This window comes from Paraburkholderia lebeckiae, from assembly GCF_050436325.1.
Classification (GTDB): domain Bacteria; phylum Pseudomonadota; class Gammaproteobacteria; order Burkholderiales; family Burkholderiaceae; genus Paraburkholderia; species Paraburkholderia tuberum.
On the sequence record NZ_JBNDLZ010000003.1, the window covers coordinates 3143450 to 3158809 of the forward strand.

A 15360-nucleotide genomic window follows, 5' to 3' on the forward strand; every position below is an offset into this window, starting at 1 on the left:
CACATGATCGGTAACTGGAATTACGGCACGGGCCGCCGCAAGAGCGCCGTCGCTCGCGTGTTCATCAAGGCAGGCAAGGGCGACATCGTTGTGAACGGCAAGCCCATCGCCGACTACTTCTCGCGCGAAACGTCGCTGATGATCGTGCGTCAACCGCTGGAACTCACGAACCACGGTGTCACGTTCGACATCAAGGTCAACGTGACGGGCGGCGGTGAAACGGGGCAAGCCGGTGCGGTTCGCCACGGCATCACCCGCGCGCTGATGGACTATGACGCAACGCTGAAGCCGGAACTGTCGAAGGCTGGCTTCGTGACGCGTGACGCTCGTGAAGTCGAACGTAAGAAGGTCGGCTTCCACAAGGCACGTCGCCGCAAGCAATTCTCGAAGCGTTAATCGTTTCGGGCGTGAACCGGCCCTCGCGCCGGTTTGCAGCAAAAGCCGCCAACGCCACGCGCGAAGGCGGCTTTTTTTATGGTTCGCCGGGGTTCGCACCCCGGTCCCGTTCGCTCAAGTGCCAACGGATCGCCTCGCATCGACCTTGCAGCAAGAGCGCATTGATTTTGTGGACTTCAGCACGATATCCGGAACAGCCCTACAATATCGGCTAAAGCTTTTTGGAGAGTTCGAAATGAACGCAGTCACCGACACCCCCGTGACCGAGATGCCGGCCCCCTTCGTCTTCACCGACGCAGCGGCTGACAAGGTCAAGCAACTGATCGATGAGGAAGGCAACCCGGAGCTCAAGCTGCGCGTGTTCGTGCAGGGCGGCGGCTGCTCGGGCTTCCAATACGGCTTCACGTTTGATGAAGCGATCAACGAAGACGACACCGTGATGAACAAGAGCGGCGTCCAGCTGCTGATCGACTCGATGAGCTACCAGTACCTGGTCGGCGCCGAAATCGACTACAAGGACGACATCAACGGCGCGCAGTTCGTTATCAAGAACCCGAACGCGACCACGACGTGCGGTTGCGGTTCGTCGTTCTCGGTCTGAGCGCAAAGGCTCGTCAAGCCAGAGCGAAGAAACGGGGCCGAGAGGCCCCGTTTTTCATTGCCTTCGTGCCGCAGAATCCGCGTGCGGCAACAAAAGGTGTTTGTTTTCAGTTCATCCCTTCTCAGCGCGGATAAATCGCCCCCAGCACCCGCTCCGCGGACGCTCCCGTCACGCTTGGCAGACTGCCCGGCAGACGCGCGATGCAGCGCATCGCGAGCCACGCGAACGCGAGCGGCTCAACCTGGCTCGGCGGCACGCCGAGCGCGTCGGTCGTCATCACGGGCACGCCGCTTACGCCGCTGTCTTCGAGCGCCTGCCGCAACGCCTTCATGATCTCCGGATTGCGCGCGCCGCCGCCGCACACGTACACGGCCCGCGCATCGGATGCATGCCGCTCAATCTCGCGCGCGACCGTCACCGCGGTCAACGCGACGAGCGTCGCCTGTACGTCGGCTGGTGCGAGCGCGGAGAACGGCTCGAGCTTCGCATCGAGCCATGCGGTGTTGAACAGATCGCGGCCGGTGCTCTTGGGCGGCTGCTCTGCGAAGAATGGTTCGTCGAGCAAAGCGTTCAGCAGCTTGCGATCGACCTGGCCACTCGCCGCGAAATGACCGTTCTCGTCGAATGGCTTGCCGAGCTGGCGCTCGGCCCACACGTCGAGCAGCGCGTTCGCCGGGCCGCAGTCGAAGCCGCGCACGCCGCCGGCCGCGTTCAGGATTGTGATGTTGCTGATTCCGCCAAGATTGCAGACGACGCGCGTTTCGTCCTTCGCACCGAAGATCGTCGCATGAAAAGCGGGCACGAGCGGCGCGCCCTGGCCGCCTGCCGCGACGTCGCGGCTGCGGAAATCGGCGACCACGTCGATATGGAGCATTTCCGCGAGCAGCGCCGGGTTGTTGATCTGCCGCGTATACCCCTTTTCCGGCCGATGCCGCACGGTCTGCCCATGGACGCCGATTGCGCGGACGTCATCGGCCGATACGCGGCTGTCGCGCAGCAGATCGTGGCAGCACACCGTGTAGCGCGTCGCGAGCGCGTTGGCGGCGAGCGACTCGCGCTCGATCTCGTTGTCCCCCGGCTGTTGAAGCGCGAACAGCGCTTCGCGGATGCCGGCCGAAAAGCCGACGAACGCTTCGGCCAGGACCTCGGGCGGCTTCCCATTGGCAAACCGGACGGCCACGCCGTCCACACCGTCCATGCTGGTTCCGGACATCAGTCCGAAATAGATGCCGTCTGCGGGATCTTGCGCCACGTCGCTGCTCCTGTCGATGTTCATTGCGATTCGTTGTAGCAGATTATCGGCGCAAACGGCGAAGGTGATGCGAGCTGCAACGAATTGGCCGGTCGCAGGGCCGTGCGGGGCGCGTGAGTGGGCGCGGCGGCGCGCATCTATGGGACAATCCTGTTTTTTCGCGACTTCACGTTTCCAGCATGAGCACCGAGTCCACCCAGCCCAATCCCGCTTCCGCCTTCCCGATCACCGACGAAGTCCGTCACGCGCTCGCCGTGACCAAGCGCGGCGTCGACGAACTGCTGATCGAAGACGAATTCGCGCAAAAGCTCGCGCGCAGCGCGGCGACGGCCAAGCCGCTGCGCATCAAGCTCGGGCTCGATCCGACCGCACCCGACATCCACATCGGCCACACGGTCGTGCTGAACAAGATGCGCCAGCTGCAGGACCTCGGCCACACGGTGATTTTCCTGATCGGCGACTTCACGTCGCTGATCGGCGACCCGTCCGGGCGCAACGCGACCCGCCCGCCGCTCACGCGCGAGCAGATCGAATCGAACGCGAAGACCTATTTCGAGCAAGCCGCGCTCGTGCTCGATCGCGACAAGACCGAGATTCGCTACAACAGCGAATGGTCGATGCCGCTAGGCGCCGACGGCATGATCAAGCTTGCGTCGCGCTACACGGTCGCACGCATTCTCGAGCGCGAGGACTTCACGAAGCGCTTCCAGGGCGGCGTGCCGATCTCGATCCACGAATTCCTGTACCCGCTGATGCAGGGCTACGACTCGGTCGCGCTGAACGCGGACCTGGAGCTCGGCGGCACGGATCAGAAGTTCAACCTGCTGGTGGGTCGCGAGTTGCAGAAGCAGTACGGCCAGGAGCAGCAGTGCATCCTGACGATGCCGCTGCTCGAAGGGCTCGACGGCGTCGAGAAAATGTCGAAGTCGAAGAACAACTACATCGGCATCAGCGAAAAGCCGACCGACATGTTCGGCAAGCTGATGAGCGTCTCCGACACGCTGATGTGGCGGTACTTCGAACTGCTGTCGTTCCGTCCGATGGACGAAATCGCCGGCTTCAAGCGCGAGGCCGACGCGGGCCGTAATCCGCGCGATTTCAAGGTGATGCTCGGCCAGGAAATCGTCGCGCGCTTCCACTCGCAGGCGGACGCCGAACGCGCGCTCGAGGACTTCAACCATCGCGCGAAGGGCGGCGTGCCCGACGATATCCAGGCCGTGACGCTCGCGGGCGCACCGCTCGCGATCGGCCAGTTGCTGAAGCAGGCGAACCTCGTACCGTCGACTAGCGAGGCGCTCCGCAATATCGAGCAAGGCGGCGTGAAGATCGACGGCACCGCGGTGTCCGACAAGAGCCTGAAGGTCGAAGCGGGCGAGTACGTCGTGCAGGTCGGCAAGCGCCGTTTCGCGCGCGTGACGCTGACGGCGTGATCGCGCTAATCCAACGCGTGCGGCGCGCCGAAGTGCGCATCGCCGATCGCGTGACCGGCGCGATCGACGCGGGCCTGCTTGCGCTGGTCTGCGCGGAGCGCGGCGACACCGAGGCCACGGCCGACAAGCTGCTCGCCAAGGTGCTCGGTTACCGCGTGTTCAGCGACGCGGCCGGCAAGATGAACCTGTCGGTGCAGAATCTCGACGGCGCCGGACGCGCGGGCGGGCTGCTGCTCGTGTCGCAGTTCACGCTCGCGGCCGATACCAACAGCGGCCTGCGCCCGAGCTTCACGCCGGCCGCGCCGCCCGACGAGGGCAAGCGCCTGTTCGACTACTTCGTCGCGGCCGCGCGCGCGAAGCATCCGATCGTCGAGACTGGCGAGTTCGGCGCGGATATGCAGGTGTCGCTCGTCAACGACGGGCCGGTCACGTTCTGGTTGCAGACCAACGCATAACAGAACGCAAACGTTAGAGCCCGCCCTCGCCGCACGCGAGCCGTGCCGCTGCATTTTGCGACAATAGTCGCTCGACACAACCGCGAACGGCACCTCTCTCTCATGACGACGCAGATCCTGTTTATCCGGCACGGCGAGACCGACTGGAACCGTATCAAGCGCATTCAAGGCCACATCGACATTCCGCTCGCGACGACCGGCGTCGCGCAGGCGCGACGTCTCGCGCAGCGCCTCGCCGACGAGGCGAAGCAGGGCGCGCGGCTCGACGCGATCTATGCGAGCGACTTGCAGCGCGCGGAGCAGACCGCGCAGCCGATCGGCGAGGCGCTTGGCCTGCCCCTGCAGTCGCGCGAGAACTTGCGCGAGCGCTCGTACGGCGCGTTCCAGGGCCATGACAGCGACGAGATCGCGCTGCGTTTCCCCGACGAATACGCGCAGTGGCAAACCCGCGATCCTGGCTTCGCGCCGCCCGAGGGCGAGTCGCACCGCGTGTTCTACCACCGCATCGTGCATGCGATCGAGCCGCTCGTCGCCGCGCATCCGGGCGGGCGCATCGCCTGTGTCACGCATGGCGGCGTGCTCGACTGCGTGCGCCGCTTTGCAACCGGCATGCGGCTCGACGCACCGCGCGACTACCCGCTTCTGAACACCAGCCTGAACGTCGTGGATTACGGGGACGGTCGCGCGACGATCGTGTCGTGGGCGGACGTAACGCATCTCGACGCGGGCAGCGCCGACGATGATGGTTTCAGGAAGGGACCGGGGCGGTAAGCAAAGGCGGGCAATGGCCCGAGACGCGTGCCGCAGTCAACCCTGCTCCCGCACCGCCGCCGCCGCGCGCCGCCTGGCCCGCTTCGATACTCCATTGACCAGCGCCCAGCGGATCACCGGCGCGACGACCCGCACGCCAGGCCGCGCGAAGGTTCGACGCAGCGCCGCGTGGCGATTCAAGCCGAGCATCGTCTGCGCCCAGTCGGGCAACAGATCGACCCCCGCGTTGAGCATCAGCGTGCCGGCGGGTCGCATCGCGAAGCTCGGTGCCGGCGCGTTCATCAGAATCCTCACGACTTCGCGCGTGCGCTCGCTCGCGACGAGCGCAGGCCGCATCGCGAGCAGGTACGCCTCGATCTCGGCGCGCGAGCGCGGAATATCGACGGCGCCGAGCATTTCCGCGATGCGCGCGGTTTCCGCGAAGTATTGATCCTGCGCCGCGACGGACAGCACCGGATTCACATAGCGCAGATGCGCGGTCATAAAGCTCGACACTTCCGCGACGTGCACCCACGTCAGCAGCGCGGGCTCGCTCGCGCGATACGACTGGCCGTCCGGTGCGACGCCGGTCACGTCGAGATGAATACGCTTCACGCGCTCGATCAGCGCGAGCGCATCGTTCTTGCTGCCGTACGTCGTGCCGGCGATGAACGTCGCCGTGCGACGCAGCCGGCCCAGGATGTCGGTGCGAAAGCTCGAGTGATCCCAGACGCCCGCGAGCGCGAGCGGATGCAGCGCCTGAAGCAGCAGCGCGCTGATGCCGCCCGTCATCATCGACGTGAAGTCGGCGTGGACCTTCCAGCAGACGGAGTCCGGCCCGAACAGACCGGGGTCGCCCGGTGGCGACGAGTAGTCGAGCACCGCTCCGCTGCCGGTCGTCAGATGCGTGACGCCGGCGGCGAGCTTCGAGCGCAGGCGGTGGGTCAGGCGCTGAGTGAAATTGCCGGACGGGTCGCCGGCGGGATTGACAGGTGAACGGTTGGAAGGGCCGGGTTGCTGGGTCTGGTCTGACATCCTGGTCGGCCTCGTCGCGTGACTCAGTTCGTGGAATCCCACAGACCCGGCCGCGCGCTCGCCGAATCCGGCGCGGCCAGTCCGAAGTGCCGGTACGTGAGCAGCGTGGCGATGCGGCCGCGCGGCGTGCGCTGCAGGAAGCCCTGCTGGATCAGATACGGCTCGAGCACGTCTTCGATCGTGTCGCGCTCCTCGCCGATTGCCGCCGCGAGATTGTCGACACCGACCGGGCCGCCGTCGAACTTGTACAGGATCGCTTCGAGCAGCTTGCGGTCCATCAGATCGAAGCCGACCGCGTCGACGTCGAGCATGCGGAGCGCGGCGTCGGCCACCTGCGCGGTGATGTTGCCGTCGGCCTTCACTTCGGCGAAGTCGCGCACGCGCCGCAGCAGGCGGTTCGCGATACGCGGCGTGCCGCGCGCGCGACGGGCGATTTCGAATGCGCCGTCCGGATGGATCTGCGCGCCGAGCAGCGCGGCCGAACGCGTGACGATGCGCGCGAGCTCCTCGGCGTTATAGAACTCGAGTCGCGCGACGATGCCGAAGCGGTCGCGCAGCGGATTGGTCAGCATACCAGCGCGTGTGGTCGCGCCGACCAGCGTGAACGGCTGCAAATCGAGCTTCACGCTGCGCGCGGCCGGCCCTTCGCCGATCATGATGTCGATCTGATAATCCTCGAGCGCTGGGTACAGGATTTCCTCGACGACCGGCGAGAGCCGGTGGATTTCGTCGATGAAAAGAACGTCGTTGGCTTCGAGATTTGTCAGCAGCGCGGCGAGGTCGCCGGCGCGTTCGAGCACCGGCCCCGACGTTTGCCGCAGATTGACGCCCATCTCGCGCGCGATGATGTGCGCGAGCGTGGTCTTGCCGAGGCCCGGCGGCCCGAACAGCAGCACGTGGTCTAGCGATTCGGAACGGCGCTTCGCGGCCTCGATGAAGATTTCGAGCTGGCCGCGCACTTTCTCCTGCCCGACATATTCGTCGAGCTGACGCGGGCGCAGCGCGCGCTCGAACGCTTCTTCGTTCGGCGACACGGGCGTGGCCGCGATGATGCGCTCGGCGGCGAGTTTGTCGGTTTCGATCATGCGGTCATTGTAACGCGCGTGGCTTGGAGCTTAGCCCTTCGACAGCGCCTTCAACGCGAGCTTGATGCCCTCGGACACGCCCGTACCGGCCGGGACGTTCTTGATTGCCGCGAGCGCTTCTTTTTCCGAGTAGCCGAGCGCGAGCAGCGCATTGAGGATGTCGGAGGCGTGGTCGGATGGCGACGCGGCGCCCGCCATCGCGCCGAGGTCGGCGCCGAGCTTGCCCTTCAGTTCGAGCAGCAGCCGCTCGGCGGTCTTCTTGCCGATGCCCGGTACGCGCGTGAGCCGCGCGGCGTCCTGCATCGTGACGGTCTGCGCGAGCTCCGCGACGCTCATGCCTGACAGCACCGCGAGCGCCATGCGCGCGCCGATGCCGGAAATCTTCAGCAGTTCGCGGAACGTCGCGCGTTCCTGCGCGGTGCCGAAGCCGTACAGCAGATGCGCGTCCTCGCGCACGATCATCTGCGTGAGCAGCACGATGCGCTCGCCGGTCGACGGCAGGTTGTAGAAGGTGCTCATCGGCACGTCCACTTCATAGCCGACGCCGTTGCAGTCGACGAGCAGATGCGGCGGATTTTTTTCCAGCAGAACGCCGGCAATGCGACCGATCATGGTGGATTAGTTTTCAGAGTCGGATGGGAAAGCGCGAGTGTAGCGCAGCGGCTCGGCGGCGCGAACGGCATGGCGGGTCATGCGTCGCGCTAGCCGACCAGACGGCCGCGCCGCACGCGCAGACCCTTCTTCGCGAGCGCCGGTGCGATGCCGCCGAGCGTGCTCAGTATCGAACCGCCGTGCGCGTGGCAGATTGCCATGCCGAGCGCGTCGGCGGCGTCTGTGCCGGGCACGCCCGACAGGCTCAGCAGCCGCACAACCATCTGCTGCATTTGCTCCTTGGTCGCGCGGCCATAGCCGACCACCGACTGCTTCAGTTGCAGCGCGGTGTATTCGGCGACCGGCACGCCGCCCGCGACGAGCCCGCAGATCGCGGCGCCGCGCGCCTGGCCGAGCAGCAGCGTCGACTGCGGATTGACGTTGACGAAGACTTTTTCGATCGCCGCCTGATCCGGCGCGTGCTCGCGGATCAGCGTCGAGATGCCCGCGAAGATGGTGCCGAGCCGCGACGGCAGGTCGGCGTCGGCGGTGCGGATCACGCCGCTCGCGACGTAGCTCAGTGTGTGGCCGTGTTGTTCGATCACGCCGAAGCCGGTCACGCGCAGGCCGGGGTCGATGCCGAGAATTCTCATGAGGTGCCGCACAAGCGATAAAAACCGGGTGCCTGCGATACTACAACGAACGCGGCGCGCGGCGGCCCGCTGGCAGCATGCTTAGCGGAATAAAAGCTGCTAAAGGCTTTGCTCAAGGAGGGCGATCGAGAATGGAGCGCTACCGCAATCTCAGCGGCGACTCGGGTGTCGACGCTTACGAAATCGGCGACGATTTCATCAAGGTGCGCTTTCGGCCGGGCGTCGTGTATTGGTACACAGAGGCGAGTGTCGGCGCCGAACATGTCGCAGTGCTGAAACGTCTCGCGCGGCGGGGCCGGGGTTTGGGCACGTACATCAGCCAGCATGCGCAGGTGCGGGACGGTTATGCGCGCAAAGAGCCGGACGATTGAACGCGTCGCCTCGAAACAAAAGGCCCGGCGGGACAACCCGCCGGGCCTGTCTTGCGGCTACCGAACTTCAGCCGATCAATGACGGAAGTGCCGCACGCCCGTCAGCACCATCGCGATGTTGTGCTCATCGGCGGCGCTGACGACTTCGTCGTCGCGCACCGAGCCGCCCGGCTGGATCACGCAGGTCGCGCCTGCCGCGACGACCACGTCGAGACCGTCGCGGAACGGGAAGAACGCGTCCGATGCGACCGCCGAACCGGCCAGCGTCAGACCGGCGTTCTGCGCCTTGATGCTCGCGATGCGCGCCGAGTCCACGCGGCTCATCTGGCCCGCGCCGACGCCGAGCGTCATACCATTCGCGCAGAACACGATCGCGTTCGACTTCACGTACTTTGCGACTCGCCATGCGAACAGCAGGTCGTCCATTTCCTTCGGCGTCGGATGACGCTTCGTGACGACGCGCAATTCGCGCGGCTGCACGTTCTTCGAGTCGAGCGACTGCACGAGCAGGCCGCCGCCGACGCGCTTCAGATCGAACGTGTTATGGCCTTCGCCCAGCGCGATTTCGAGCAGACGCACGTTCTGCTTCGCCGCGAACACCTGACGCGCTTCGGCGCTGAACGACGGCGCGATCAGCACTTCGACGAACTGCTTCGCCACCGCTTTCGCGGCCGCTTCGTCGACTTCACGGTTGAACGCGATGATGCCGCCGAACGCCGAGGTCGGATCGGTCTGGAATGCCTTCGAATACGCTTCGTGAGCGTCCGCGCCGACCGCGACGCCACAAGGATTCGCGTGTTTGACGATGACGCAGGCCGGCACGTCGAAGGTCTTCACGCATTCCCACGCCGCGTCGGAGTCGGCGATGTTGTTGTACGACAGTTCCTTGCCCTGCAACTGGTTGTAATTGGCGAGCGCGCCGGCCGGCACCACCAGGTCGCGGTAGAACGCCGCGCTCTGATGCGGGTTTTCGCCGTAGCGCAGGTCCTGCACCTTGTCGAACGCCATGTTGAAGGTGGCCGGGTACTCGTTGCGCGACGAATGCTGCAACTCGTCGGGCAGGCTCGTCAGGTAGTTCGTGATCGCGCCGTCGTATTGCGCGGTGTGCGCGTACACCTTGGTCGCGAGGCGGAAGTTCGTCTTGTACGATACCGTGTTGCCGTTCGAGCGCATTTCGTCGAGCACGACCGCGTAGTCGGCCGGATCGACCACTACTGTCACGTCGCGGTGATTCTTTGCGGCCGAGCGCAGCATCGTCGGGCCGCCGATGTCGATGTTCTCGATCGCGTCCTCGAGCGAGCATTCTTCCTTCGACACGGTCTGCACGAACGGGTACAGGTTCACCACGAGCAGGTCGATGGTCGGAATGTCGTGCTTCTCGAGCGCGGCCATGTGCTCGGGCAGGTCGCGGCGCGCGAGGATGCCGCCGTGCACCTTCGGATGCAATGTTTTCACGCGCCCGTCGAGCATTTCCGGGAAGCCCGTGTAGTCGGCGACTTCGGTGACGGACAGGCCCGCGTCCGCGAGCAGTTTCGCGGTGCCGCCGGTCGACAGGATCTTGATGCCGAGGTCCGACAGCGATTTGGCGAAGTCGACGATGCCGGACTTGTCGGAAACGGAGATGAGCGCTTGCTTGATCATGATGAAGACGAAAAGCCGAAGGGAAACGTGGCAGGGCGCGAGAAACTACGACGCGCTACAGCAAACCGTGTTGTTGCAGCTTCTTGCGCAGCGTATTGCGGTTGATGCCGAGATACTCGGCGGCCAGCGACTGGTTGCCGCCGGCCTGCTCGAGCACCACTTCGAGCAAGGGTTTTTCCACGCATGAAATGACCATGTCGTAGACGTCGTGCGGATTGGAGCCGTCGAGATCCTGGAAATACACGTCCAGGCTGTCGCGGACAGATTGTTCGATGTTGTTCTTGCTCATGCTGCTAGTCGGTCGGAGTTGTCCTCGCTCTCGCTGTCGAGCCCGGGGTTGCCGGGCGCTTCGTCGACGTAGACGAGGCGGTCTGAGATCGCCTTTTGCGCGTCAAAGAACTCGTTGACGGCGAGGAGTTGTTCGCGCGTGGTGTCCAGCGTATTCATGCGATGCCGGAACAGGTTGGCGCCGGAAAGGCCGCGAGTGTACCAGCCGATGTGCTTGCGCGCAGTGCGGACACCGGTAAATTCCCCGTAAAAAGCGTAGTGATCTTCGAGATGTTCGTTCATCACCTGCTGGATTTCGTCGATGCGCGGTGGCGGCAGCAGCTCGCCCGTTTGCAGGAAATGCTCGATCTCGCGGAACAGCCACGGACGACCCTGCGCGGCGCGCCCGATCATGATCGCGTCCGCGCCGGTCGCGGCGAGCACCTCGCGCGCCTTTTGCGGCGACGTGATGTCGCCGTTCGCGACGACCGGAATGCGCACCGCCGCCTTTACCGCGGCGATGGTTTCGTACTCGGCGTCGCCGTGGTACAGGTCCGCGCGCGTGCGGCCGTGCACGGTCAGCATCGAAATGCCCGCTGCCTGCGCGAGACGCGCGACGTTCAGCGCGTTTTTGTTCTCGCGATTCCAGCCGGTGCGGATTTTCAGCGTGACGGGCACCGCGTCGGGTCCGACGCCGACCGCGTTCACGACGGCCTCGACGATGCGCTGCACGAGCGGTTCGTTTTGCAGCAGCGCCGAGCCGGCCGCGACGTTGCAGACCTTCTTGGCGGGGCAGCCCATGTTGATGTCGATGATCTGCGCGCCGTTCGCGACGTTGTAGCGGGCGGCTTCGGCCATCATCTCCGGGTCCGCGCCGGCGATCTGCACCGCGATCGGCTCGACCTCGCCTTCGTGGTTCGCGCGGCGCATGGTCTTTTCGCTCTTCCACAGCTGCGCGTTCGACGCGACCATTTCCGACACCGCATAGCCCGCGCCGAGCCGTTTGCACAGCTGGCGGAACGGTCGGTCGGTCACGCCGGCCATCGGGGCGACGAACAGGTTGTTACGCAGATTGTGGGGGCCGAGAGTGGGCATGGCGTGAGCGCGCGCCGACGACGGGCCAGGATTTGACAATCGTGACAGCCGGCGCAGCGCGAAATGCGAGGGAAAACGACTATTTTAGCGTTAACGGGTTGGCGGGACTCGCGAACCGAGTCTTGTAACCCGTTAAATCTTCTATGAAAGTCGCCCGGCTCATAGAACCGCGCAGCGCTTTCTCGCGCTTAACGGCGCTGGCCGAACATCATCTGCCGGGCGAGCGCGGTTTTCACCGGCGGCACGAATTCGAGTGCGGTCAGGGCGAGGCCGCGCAGTACCGCGAGCGGCGCGAAGTCGACGGTAAAGAGACGCGCGAGCGTGTCGGTCGAGCCGATCGTCAGGCGCCGGTCGAGCGCGCGGCGTTGCGCGAAGGTGGCGAGCGCGAGCGGGGTCGGGCCTTCGGCCGACAGCGCGTCGACGAGCGCGTGCGCATCGCGCAAGCCCAGATTGAGTCCCTGGCCCGCCACTGGATGCAACGTCTGCGCCGCATTGCCGATCGCGACGATGTGGCCGTTCACGAGCGTGTCGACCGTGTTGAGACCGAGCGGGAACGACGCGCGACCCTTGATGTGCGTAAAGCGACCCATGCGGTTGCCGAACGCGGCGTCGAGCTCGCGCAGGAACGCTTCGTCGGAAAGCTGCGCGCGGCGCGCGGCTTCGTCGGGCGCGCAGCACCAGACGAGCGCGTAGTCGGCACCACGCACGCCACCCATCGGCAGTAGCGCGATCGGACCTTGCGACGTGAAGCGCTCCCATGCGACGTGCGGCTGCGGCGCGGACACGGTGACCGTGCCGACCAGCGCGGTCTGGCCGTAGTCGCGCGAGCCGGCGCTGGTTTTACCGATGTCGCGTGCGCCGGCGTATTCGTCCGTGGCGCGGCTCGGATTTTTCGCTTGCTTCTGGTCGCCGAACAGGCCGCCCTCAGCGTTGACCAGAATCCGCGTGCGCAACTGGCGCGCGACGCCCGCGGTTTCGATCGGCAGCGTGACGCCGTCGAGCTCCTGAACCGGCGCGCCGGCCGAGGTCGAGCGGAACCAGTGGACCGCCGTCGCATGCACGGCGTCCGCGAGGCCATGCACGATCGAGCCATAGCGCAGCACGTAGCCGAGCGCGGGCAGGCCGTGCTCGCGATGATCGATCAGCGTGCGGCCGAAATGACCGCGTTGCGACACGTGGATGCGCTCGATCGCGGTGGCGTCGGCGGGCCAGCGCAGCGGCTCGAGGATCATCCGGCTGCCGTGCGAGACCGCGATCGCGCGCGGATCGGCGATCGAGTCTTCCGGCTCGCGCGCGTCGACGAGCGCGATCTTCAGCTCGCGCGTCACGCTGCGGCGCGCGAGCCAGCCGGCGAGCGCGAGGCCGACCGGCCCGGCGCCGACGATCGTCACGTCGAAATCGAACCCCTGCTGGTGGGAGGCGGGCCTCAGGATCACCGCCGATGGAGTTGCTTCGTTCATCGCGGATCAGGTCCTCTGTTGATGCGACGCTTGATGGGGGGCTCGTGCTTCCTGCATCAGCGCCTCGATCTCGTCGGCGGCGACCGGCACGTCGCGCGTGATCAGCTCACAGCCGGTCGGCGTCACGATCGCGTCGTCCTCGATGCGGATGCCGATGTTCCAGTAGCGTTCTGGCACACCCTCGGCCGGGCGGACGTACAGGCCCGGCTCGATCGTCAGCGTCATCGACGCGCGCAGCGTGCGCCACGGCAGCGCGCCCGCTTCGTCGCGCGGCGCGCCGCGCTCGCGGTAGTCGCCGCAGTCGTGCACGTCCATGCCGAGCCAGTGGCCGGTGCGGTGCATGTAGTACGGCGCGTAGGCGCGCTCGGCGATCACGTCGTCGACCGAGGCGAACTTCGCGCGCGGCACGATGCCGGTGTCGAGCAGCCCCTGGGACAGCACGCGCAGCGCGGCCTGATGCGGATCGTCGAAGCTCGCGCCGGCGCGCGTCGCGTCGACGGCGGCCTGCTGCGCTGCCAGCACGATGTCGTATAGCTCGCGCTGCGCCGGCGTGAAACGCCCGCTCGCCGGAAACGTGCGCGTGATGTCGGACGCGTAGCCGTCGAGTTCGCAGGCCGCGTCGATCAGGATCAGGTCGCCGTCGCGCGCGATCGCGTTGCCGGCAGGGTAGTGCAGCACACACGCGTTCGCGCCGGCCGCGACGATCGACGTATAGGCCGGCGCCTGCGCGCCGAGCTTGCGGAACGCGTAGAGCAGTTCGGCCTCGAGTTCGTACTCGCGGATACCGGGCCGGCACACCGCCATCGCGCGACGATGCGCGGCCGCTGAAATCTGCCCTGCGCGGCGCATGATCGCGAGCTCATGGTCGTCCTTAACGAGCCGCATTTCGTCGAGCAACGGCAGCAGGTCGCGCGCGGCCGTGGGCGCGACGGTGCCGCCACGGCTTTGCGCGCGCACCGCGTCGAGCCAGCCGCGCACCTGCTCGTCGAAATGCGCCGAGGTGCCGAACGCATAGTGCAGCGCCGGCTTGTCGGCGATGATGCGCGGCAACTGCGTGTCGATTTCGCCGATCGGGAACGCGGCGTCGAGCCCGAATGCTTCGCGCGCGCCGTCGGGGCCGAAGCGGAAGCCTTCCCAGGTCTCGCGCTCGACGCTTTTCTCGCGGCAGAACAGCATCGACGCGGGCGCGCCGGGCGCGGCGCTGGCATCGAGCACCAGCAGCGCTTCGGGCTCGGTGAAGCCGGTCAGATAATAGAAGTAGCTGTCGTGGCGGTACGGGTAGTCAGTGTCGCGGTTGCGCAGCGCTTCCGGCGCGGTCGGGACGATGGCGACGCCGCCGCCCGCGGCGCGCAGCGCGGCGAGAACGCGCTCGCGGCGCGTGCGGTAGACGTCGATGGCGATGGTGGGTTCGGTCGGCTGGTTCATCGTGCGATTGTAGCGCCGCGATTCTCCTGGCCCCATTCTCCGCGCACGACATTGACTCGCTTTGTGCGGCTCCGGACGGCGCGGCGGCCGCCGTCATGTTGCAATCCGTCCACAGCGGCTCGGCGGGCGGTTCGCGAAGATGGCGCCAGCACGCTCGCGGAAGCCTTAGACCACTTATACTTTCGCCGGATTCAGAAAAAGGCAGAAGGTCATGATGAAACTCATCGGTTCGTTCGGCAGCCCGTTCGTGCGCAAAGCGCGCATCGTGCTCGCCGATAAGAAGATCGACTACGAACTGGTGCCCGAGAACGTCTGGGCGCCGGATACCCGGATTCACACCTTCAATCCGCTCGGCAAGGTGCCGTGCCTCGTGATGGAAGACGGCGAGGCCGTGTTCGATTCACGCGTGATCTGCGAGTACGTCGATACGCTGTCGCCGGTCGGCAAGCTGATTCCGCCGTCGGGGCGCGAGCGCGTCGCAGTGCGCTGCTGGGAAGCGCTCGCCGACGGCATGCTCGACGCGGCCGTGCTGATCCGTCTCGAAGGCACGCAGCGCGCGCCCGAGCAGCGCGTGGACGCGTGGCTCGCGCGGCAGCAGCGCAAGATCGACGAAGCGCTGATCGCGATGTCGCAAGGGCTCGGCAGCAAGCCGTGGTGCGCGAGCAATCACTACACGCTGGCCGACATCGCGGTGGGCTGCGCGCTTGGCTATCTGGACTTCCGTATGCCGGAACTGAACTGGCGCGAATCGCATCCGAACCTGGACAAGCACTTCCAGAAGCTGTCGCTGCGGCAGTCTTTCATCGATACGGTGCCGAAGGATTGATGAAGCTCGAACGAGCATGAAAAAATG

Annotated in this window: 17 protein-coding genes; 7 read left to right on the plus strand and 10 right to left on the minus strand. The window is 66.0% G+C overall.

The annotated features are described in order from the left end of the window. The first annotated feature begins 3 nt into the window (after positions 1–3). On the plus strand, positions 4–396 hold the full coding sequence (gene rpsI, locus OKW44_RS32490; RefSeq protein WP_011489810.1) for a 30S ribosomal protein S9: 393 nt from the start codon (positions 4–6) through the stop codon (positions 394–396). Positions 397–631: 235 nt separating this feature from the next. Then, positions 632–997, plus strand: a complete 366-nt coding sequence (erpA, locus tag OKW44_RS32495; RefSeq protein WP_013090506.1) for an iron-sulfur cluster insertion protein ErpA — start codon at positions 632–634, stop codon at positions 995–997. A 121-nt stretch (positions 998–1118) separates the two neighbouring features. Here the strand turns inward: erpA and OKW44_RS32500 are convergent, their stop codons facing one another. Then, positions 1119–2249 (minus strand): anhydro-N-acetylmuramic acid kinase, encoded by a 1131-nt coding sequence (locus OKW44_RS32500; protein ID WP_026226034.1) that lies wholly within the window; start codon positions 2247–2249, stop codon positions 1119–1121. A gap of 179 nt (positions 2250–2428) precedes the next feature. On the opposite strand from OKW44_RS32500, the gene tyrS reads away from it, so the two are divergent. The 3 genes from tyrS to OKW44_RS32515 all read left to right on the plus strand — a co-directional run bounded on the left by tyrS (position 2429) and on the right by OKW44_RS32515 (position 4905). Continuing rightward, the gene (tyrS, locus tag OKW44_RS32505) at positions 2429–3679 is read left to right on the plus strand and encodes a tyrosine--tRNA ligase (RefSeq protein ID WP_018421781.1); all 1251 of its coding nucleotides are present in this window, start codon (positions 2429–2431) and stop codon (positions 3677–3679) included. After that, positions 3676–4134, plus strand: coding sequence for a D-aminoacyl-tRNA deacylase (gene dtd / locus OKW44_RS32510; protein ID WP_018421780.1), 459 nt, complete (start codon positions 3676–3678; stop codon positions 4132–4134). The genes tyrS and dtd overlap by 4 nt, the downstream gene beginning before the upstream one ends. Positions 4135–4236: 102 nt before the next feature. After that, on the plus strand, positions 4237–4905 hold the full coding sequence (locus tag OKW44_RS32515) for a histidine phosphatase family protein (protein ID WP_018421779.1): 669 nt from the start codon (positions 4237–4239) through the stop codon (positions 4903–4905). 36 nt (positions 4906–4941) lie between these two features. On the opposite strand, the gene OKW44_RS32520 is transcribed toward OKW44_RS32515, so the two are convergent. The 4 genes from OKW44_RS32520 to ruvC form a co-directional block, all read right to left on the minus strand. Continuing rightward, positions 4942–5919 carry an oxygenase MpaB family protein gene (locus OKW44_RS32520; RefSeq protein WP_018421778.1) on the minus strand — a complete coding sequence of 326 codons (978 nt, stop codon included), beginning with the start codon at positions 5917–5919 and terminating at the stop codon, positions 4942–4944. Positions 5920–5942: 23 nt separating this feature from the next. Further along, positions 5943–7004: a Holliday junction branch migration DNA helicase RuvB gene (gene ruvB, locus OKW44_RS32525; protein ID WP_018421777.1), complete on the minus strand. Its 1062-nt coding sequence runs from the start codon at positions 7002–7004 to the stop codon at positions 5943–5945. Positions 7005–7034: 30 nt separating this feature from the next. Next, positions 7035–7616: a Holliday junction branch migration protein RuvA gene (ruvA, locus tag OKW44_RS32530; RefSeq protein WP_018421776.1), complete on the minus strand. Its 582-nt coding sequence runs from the start codon at positions 7614–7616 to the stop codon at positions 7035–7037. A gap of 89 nt (positions 7617–7705) precedes the next feature. Next, positions 7706–8248 (minus strand): crossover junction endodeoxyribonuclease RuvC, encoded by a 543-nt coding sequence (gene ruvC / locus OKW44_RS32535; protein WP_018421775.1) that lies wholly within the window; start codon positions 8246–8248, stop codon positions 7706–7708. Between the two features lie 131 nt (positions 8249–8379). Here ruvC and OKW44_RS32540 point away from each other — a divergent pair, with 131 nt between their 5' ends. Beyond that, positions 8380–8619: a hypothetical protein gene (locus OKW44_RS32540; RefSeq protein ID WP_018421774.1), complete on the plus strand. Its 240-nt coding sequence runs from the start codon at positions 8380–8382 to the stop codon at positions 8617–8619. Between the two features lie 75 nt (positions 8620–8694). On the opposite strand, the gene purH is transcribed toward OKW44_RS32540, so the two are convergent. The 5 genes from purH to OKW44_RS32565 all read right to left on the minus strand — a co-directional run bounded on the left by purH (position 8695) and on the right by OKW44_RS32565 (position 14507). Next, complete coding sequence (purH, locus tag OKW44_RS32545) at positions 8695–10260, minus strand: bifunctional phosphoribosylaminoimidazolecarboxamide formyltransferase/IMP cyclohydrolase (protein WP_018421773.1); 1566 nt, start codon at positions 10258–10260, stop codon at positions 8695–8697. A 55-nt stretch (positions 10261–10315) separates the two neighbouring features. Beyond that, complete coding sequence (locus OKW44_RS32550) at positions 10316–10549, minus strand: Fis family transcriptional regulator (RefSeq protein WP_008919619.1); 234 nt, start codon at positions 10547–10549, stop codon at positions 10316–10318. Beyond that, positions 10546–11622: a tRNA dihydrouridine synthase DusB gene (gene dusB, locus OKW44_RS32555; RefSeq protein WP_018421772.1), complete on the minus strand. Its 1077-nt coding sequence runs from the start codon at positions 11620–11622 to the stop codon at positions 10546–10548. Before dusB ends, OKW44_RS32550 begins: the two co-directional genes overlap by 4 nt. 188 nt (positions 11623–11810) lie before the next feature. Further along, positions 11811–13082 (minus strand): UbiH/UbiF/VisC/COQ6 family ubiquinone biosynthesis hydroxylase, encoded by a 1272-nt coding sequence (locus OKW44_RS32560; protein WP_018421771.1) that lies wholly within the window; start codon positions 13080–13082, stop codon positions 11811–11813. Positions 13083–13088: 6 nt separating this feature from the next. Continuing rightward, entirely contained in the window at positions 13089–14507 is a 1419-nt protein-coding gene (locus tag OKW44_RS32565) for an aminopeptidase P N-terminal domain-containing protein (protein ID WP_018421770.1), read from the minus strand. Positions 14508–14718: 211 nt separating this feature from the next. Between OKW44_RS32565 and OKW44_RS32570 the strand changes: the two genes are divergently transcribed. Further along, positions 14719–15333: a glutathione S-transferase C-terminal domain-containing protein gene (locus OKW44_RS32570; protein ID WP_018421769.1), complete on the plus strand. Its 615-nt coding sequence runs from the start codon at positions 14719–14721 to the stop codon at positions 15331–15333. Positions 15334–15360 lie beyond the last annotated feature (27 nt).

Coding starts and splice junctions, on each gene's coding strand:
- rpsI (WP_011489810.1), top strand. CDS start 4: ATGATCGGTAACTGGAATTACGGCACGGGCCGCCGCAAGAGCGCCGTC.
- erpA (WP_013090506.1), top strand. CDS start 632: ATGAACGCAGTCACCGACACCCCCGTGACCGAGATGCCGGCCCCCTTC.
- tyrS (WP_018421781.1), top strand. CDS start 2,429: ATGAGCACCGAGTCCACCCAGCCCAATCCCGCTTCCGCCTTCCCGATC.
- OKW44_RS32515 (WP_018421779.1), top strand. CDS start 4,237: ATGACGACGCAGATCCTGTTTATCCGGCACGGCGAGACCGACTGGAAC.
- OKW44_RS32520 (WP_018421778.1), bottom strand. CDS start 5,919: ATGTCAGACCAGACCCAGCAACCCGGCCCTTCCAACCGTTCACCTGTC.
- ruvB (WP_018421777.1), bottom strand. CDS start 7,004: ATGATCGAAACCGACAAACTCGCCGCCGAGCGCATCATCGCGGCCACG.
- ruvA (WP_018421776.1), bottom strand. CDS start 7,616: ATGATCGGTCGCATTGCCGGCGTTCTGCTGGAAAAAAATCCGCCGCAT.
- ruvC (WP_018421775.1), bottom strand. CDS start 8,248: ATGAGAATTCTCGGCATCGACCCCGGCCTGCGCGTGACCGGCTTCGGC.
- OKW44_RS32540 (WP_018421774.1), top strand. CDS start 8,380: ATGGAGCGCTACCGCAATCTCAGCGGCGACTCGGGTGTCGACGCTTAC.
- purH (WP_018421773.1), bottom strand. CDS start 10,260: ATGATCAAGCAAGCGCTCATCTCCGTTTCCGACAAGTCCGGCATCGTC.
- OKW44_RS32550 (WP_008919619.1), bottom strand. CDS start 10,549: ATGAGCAAGAACAACATCGAACAATCTGTCCGCGACAGCCTGGACGTG.
- dusB (WP_018421772.1), bottom strand. CDS start 11,622: ATGCCCACTCTCGGCCCCCACAATCTGCGTAACAACCTGTTCGTCGCC.
- OKW44_RS32560 (WP_018421771.1), bottom strand. CDS start 13,082: ATGAACGAAGCAACTCCATCGGCGGTGATCCTGAGGCCCGCCTCCCAC.
- OKW44_RS32565 (WP_018421770.1), bottom strand. CDS start 14,507: ATGAACCAGCCGACCGAACCCACCATCGCCATCGACGTCTACCGCACG.
- OKW44_RS32570 (WP_018421769.1), top strand. CDS start 14,719: ATGATGAAACTCATCGGTTCGTTCGGCAGCCCGTTCGTGCGCAAAGCG.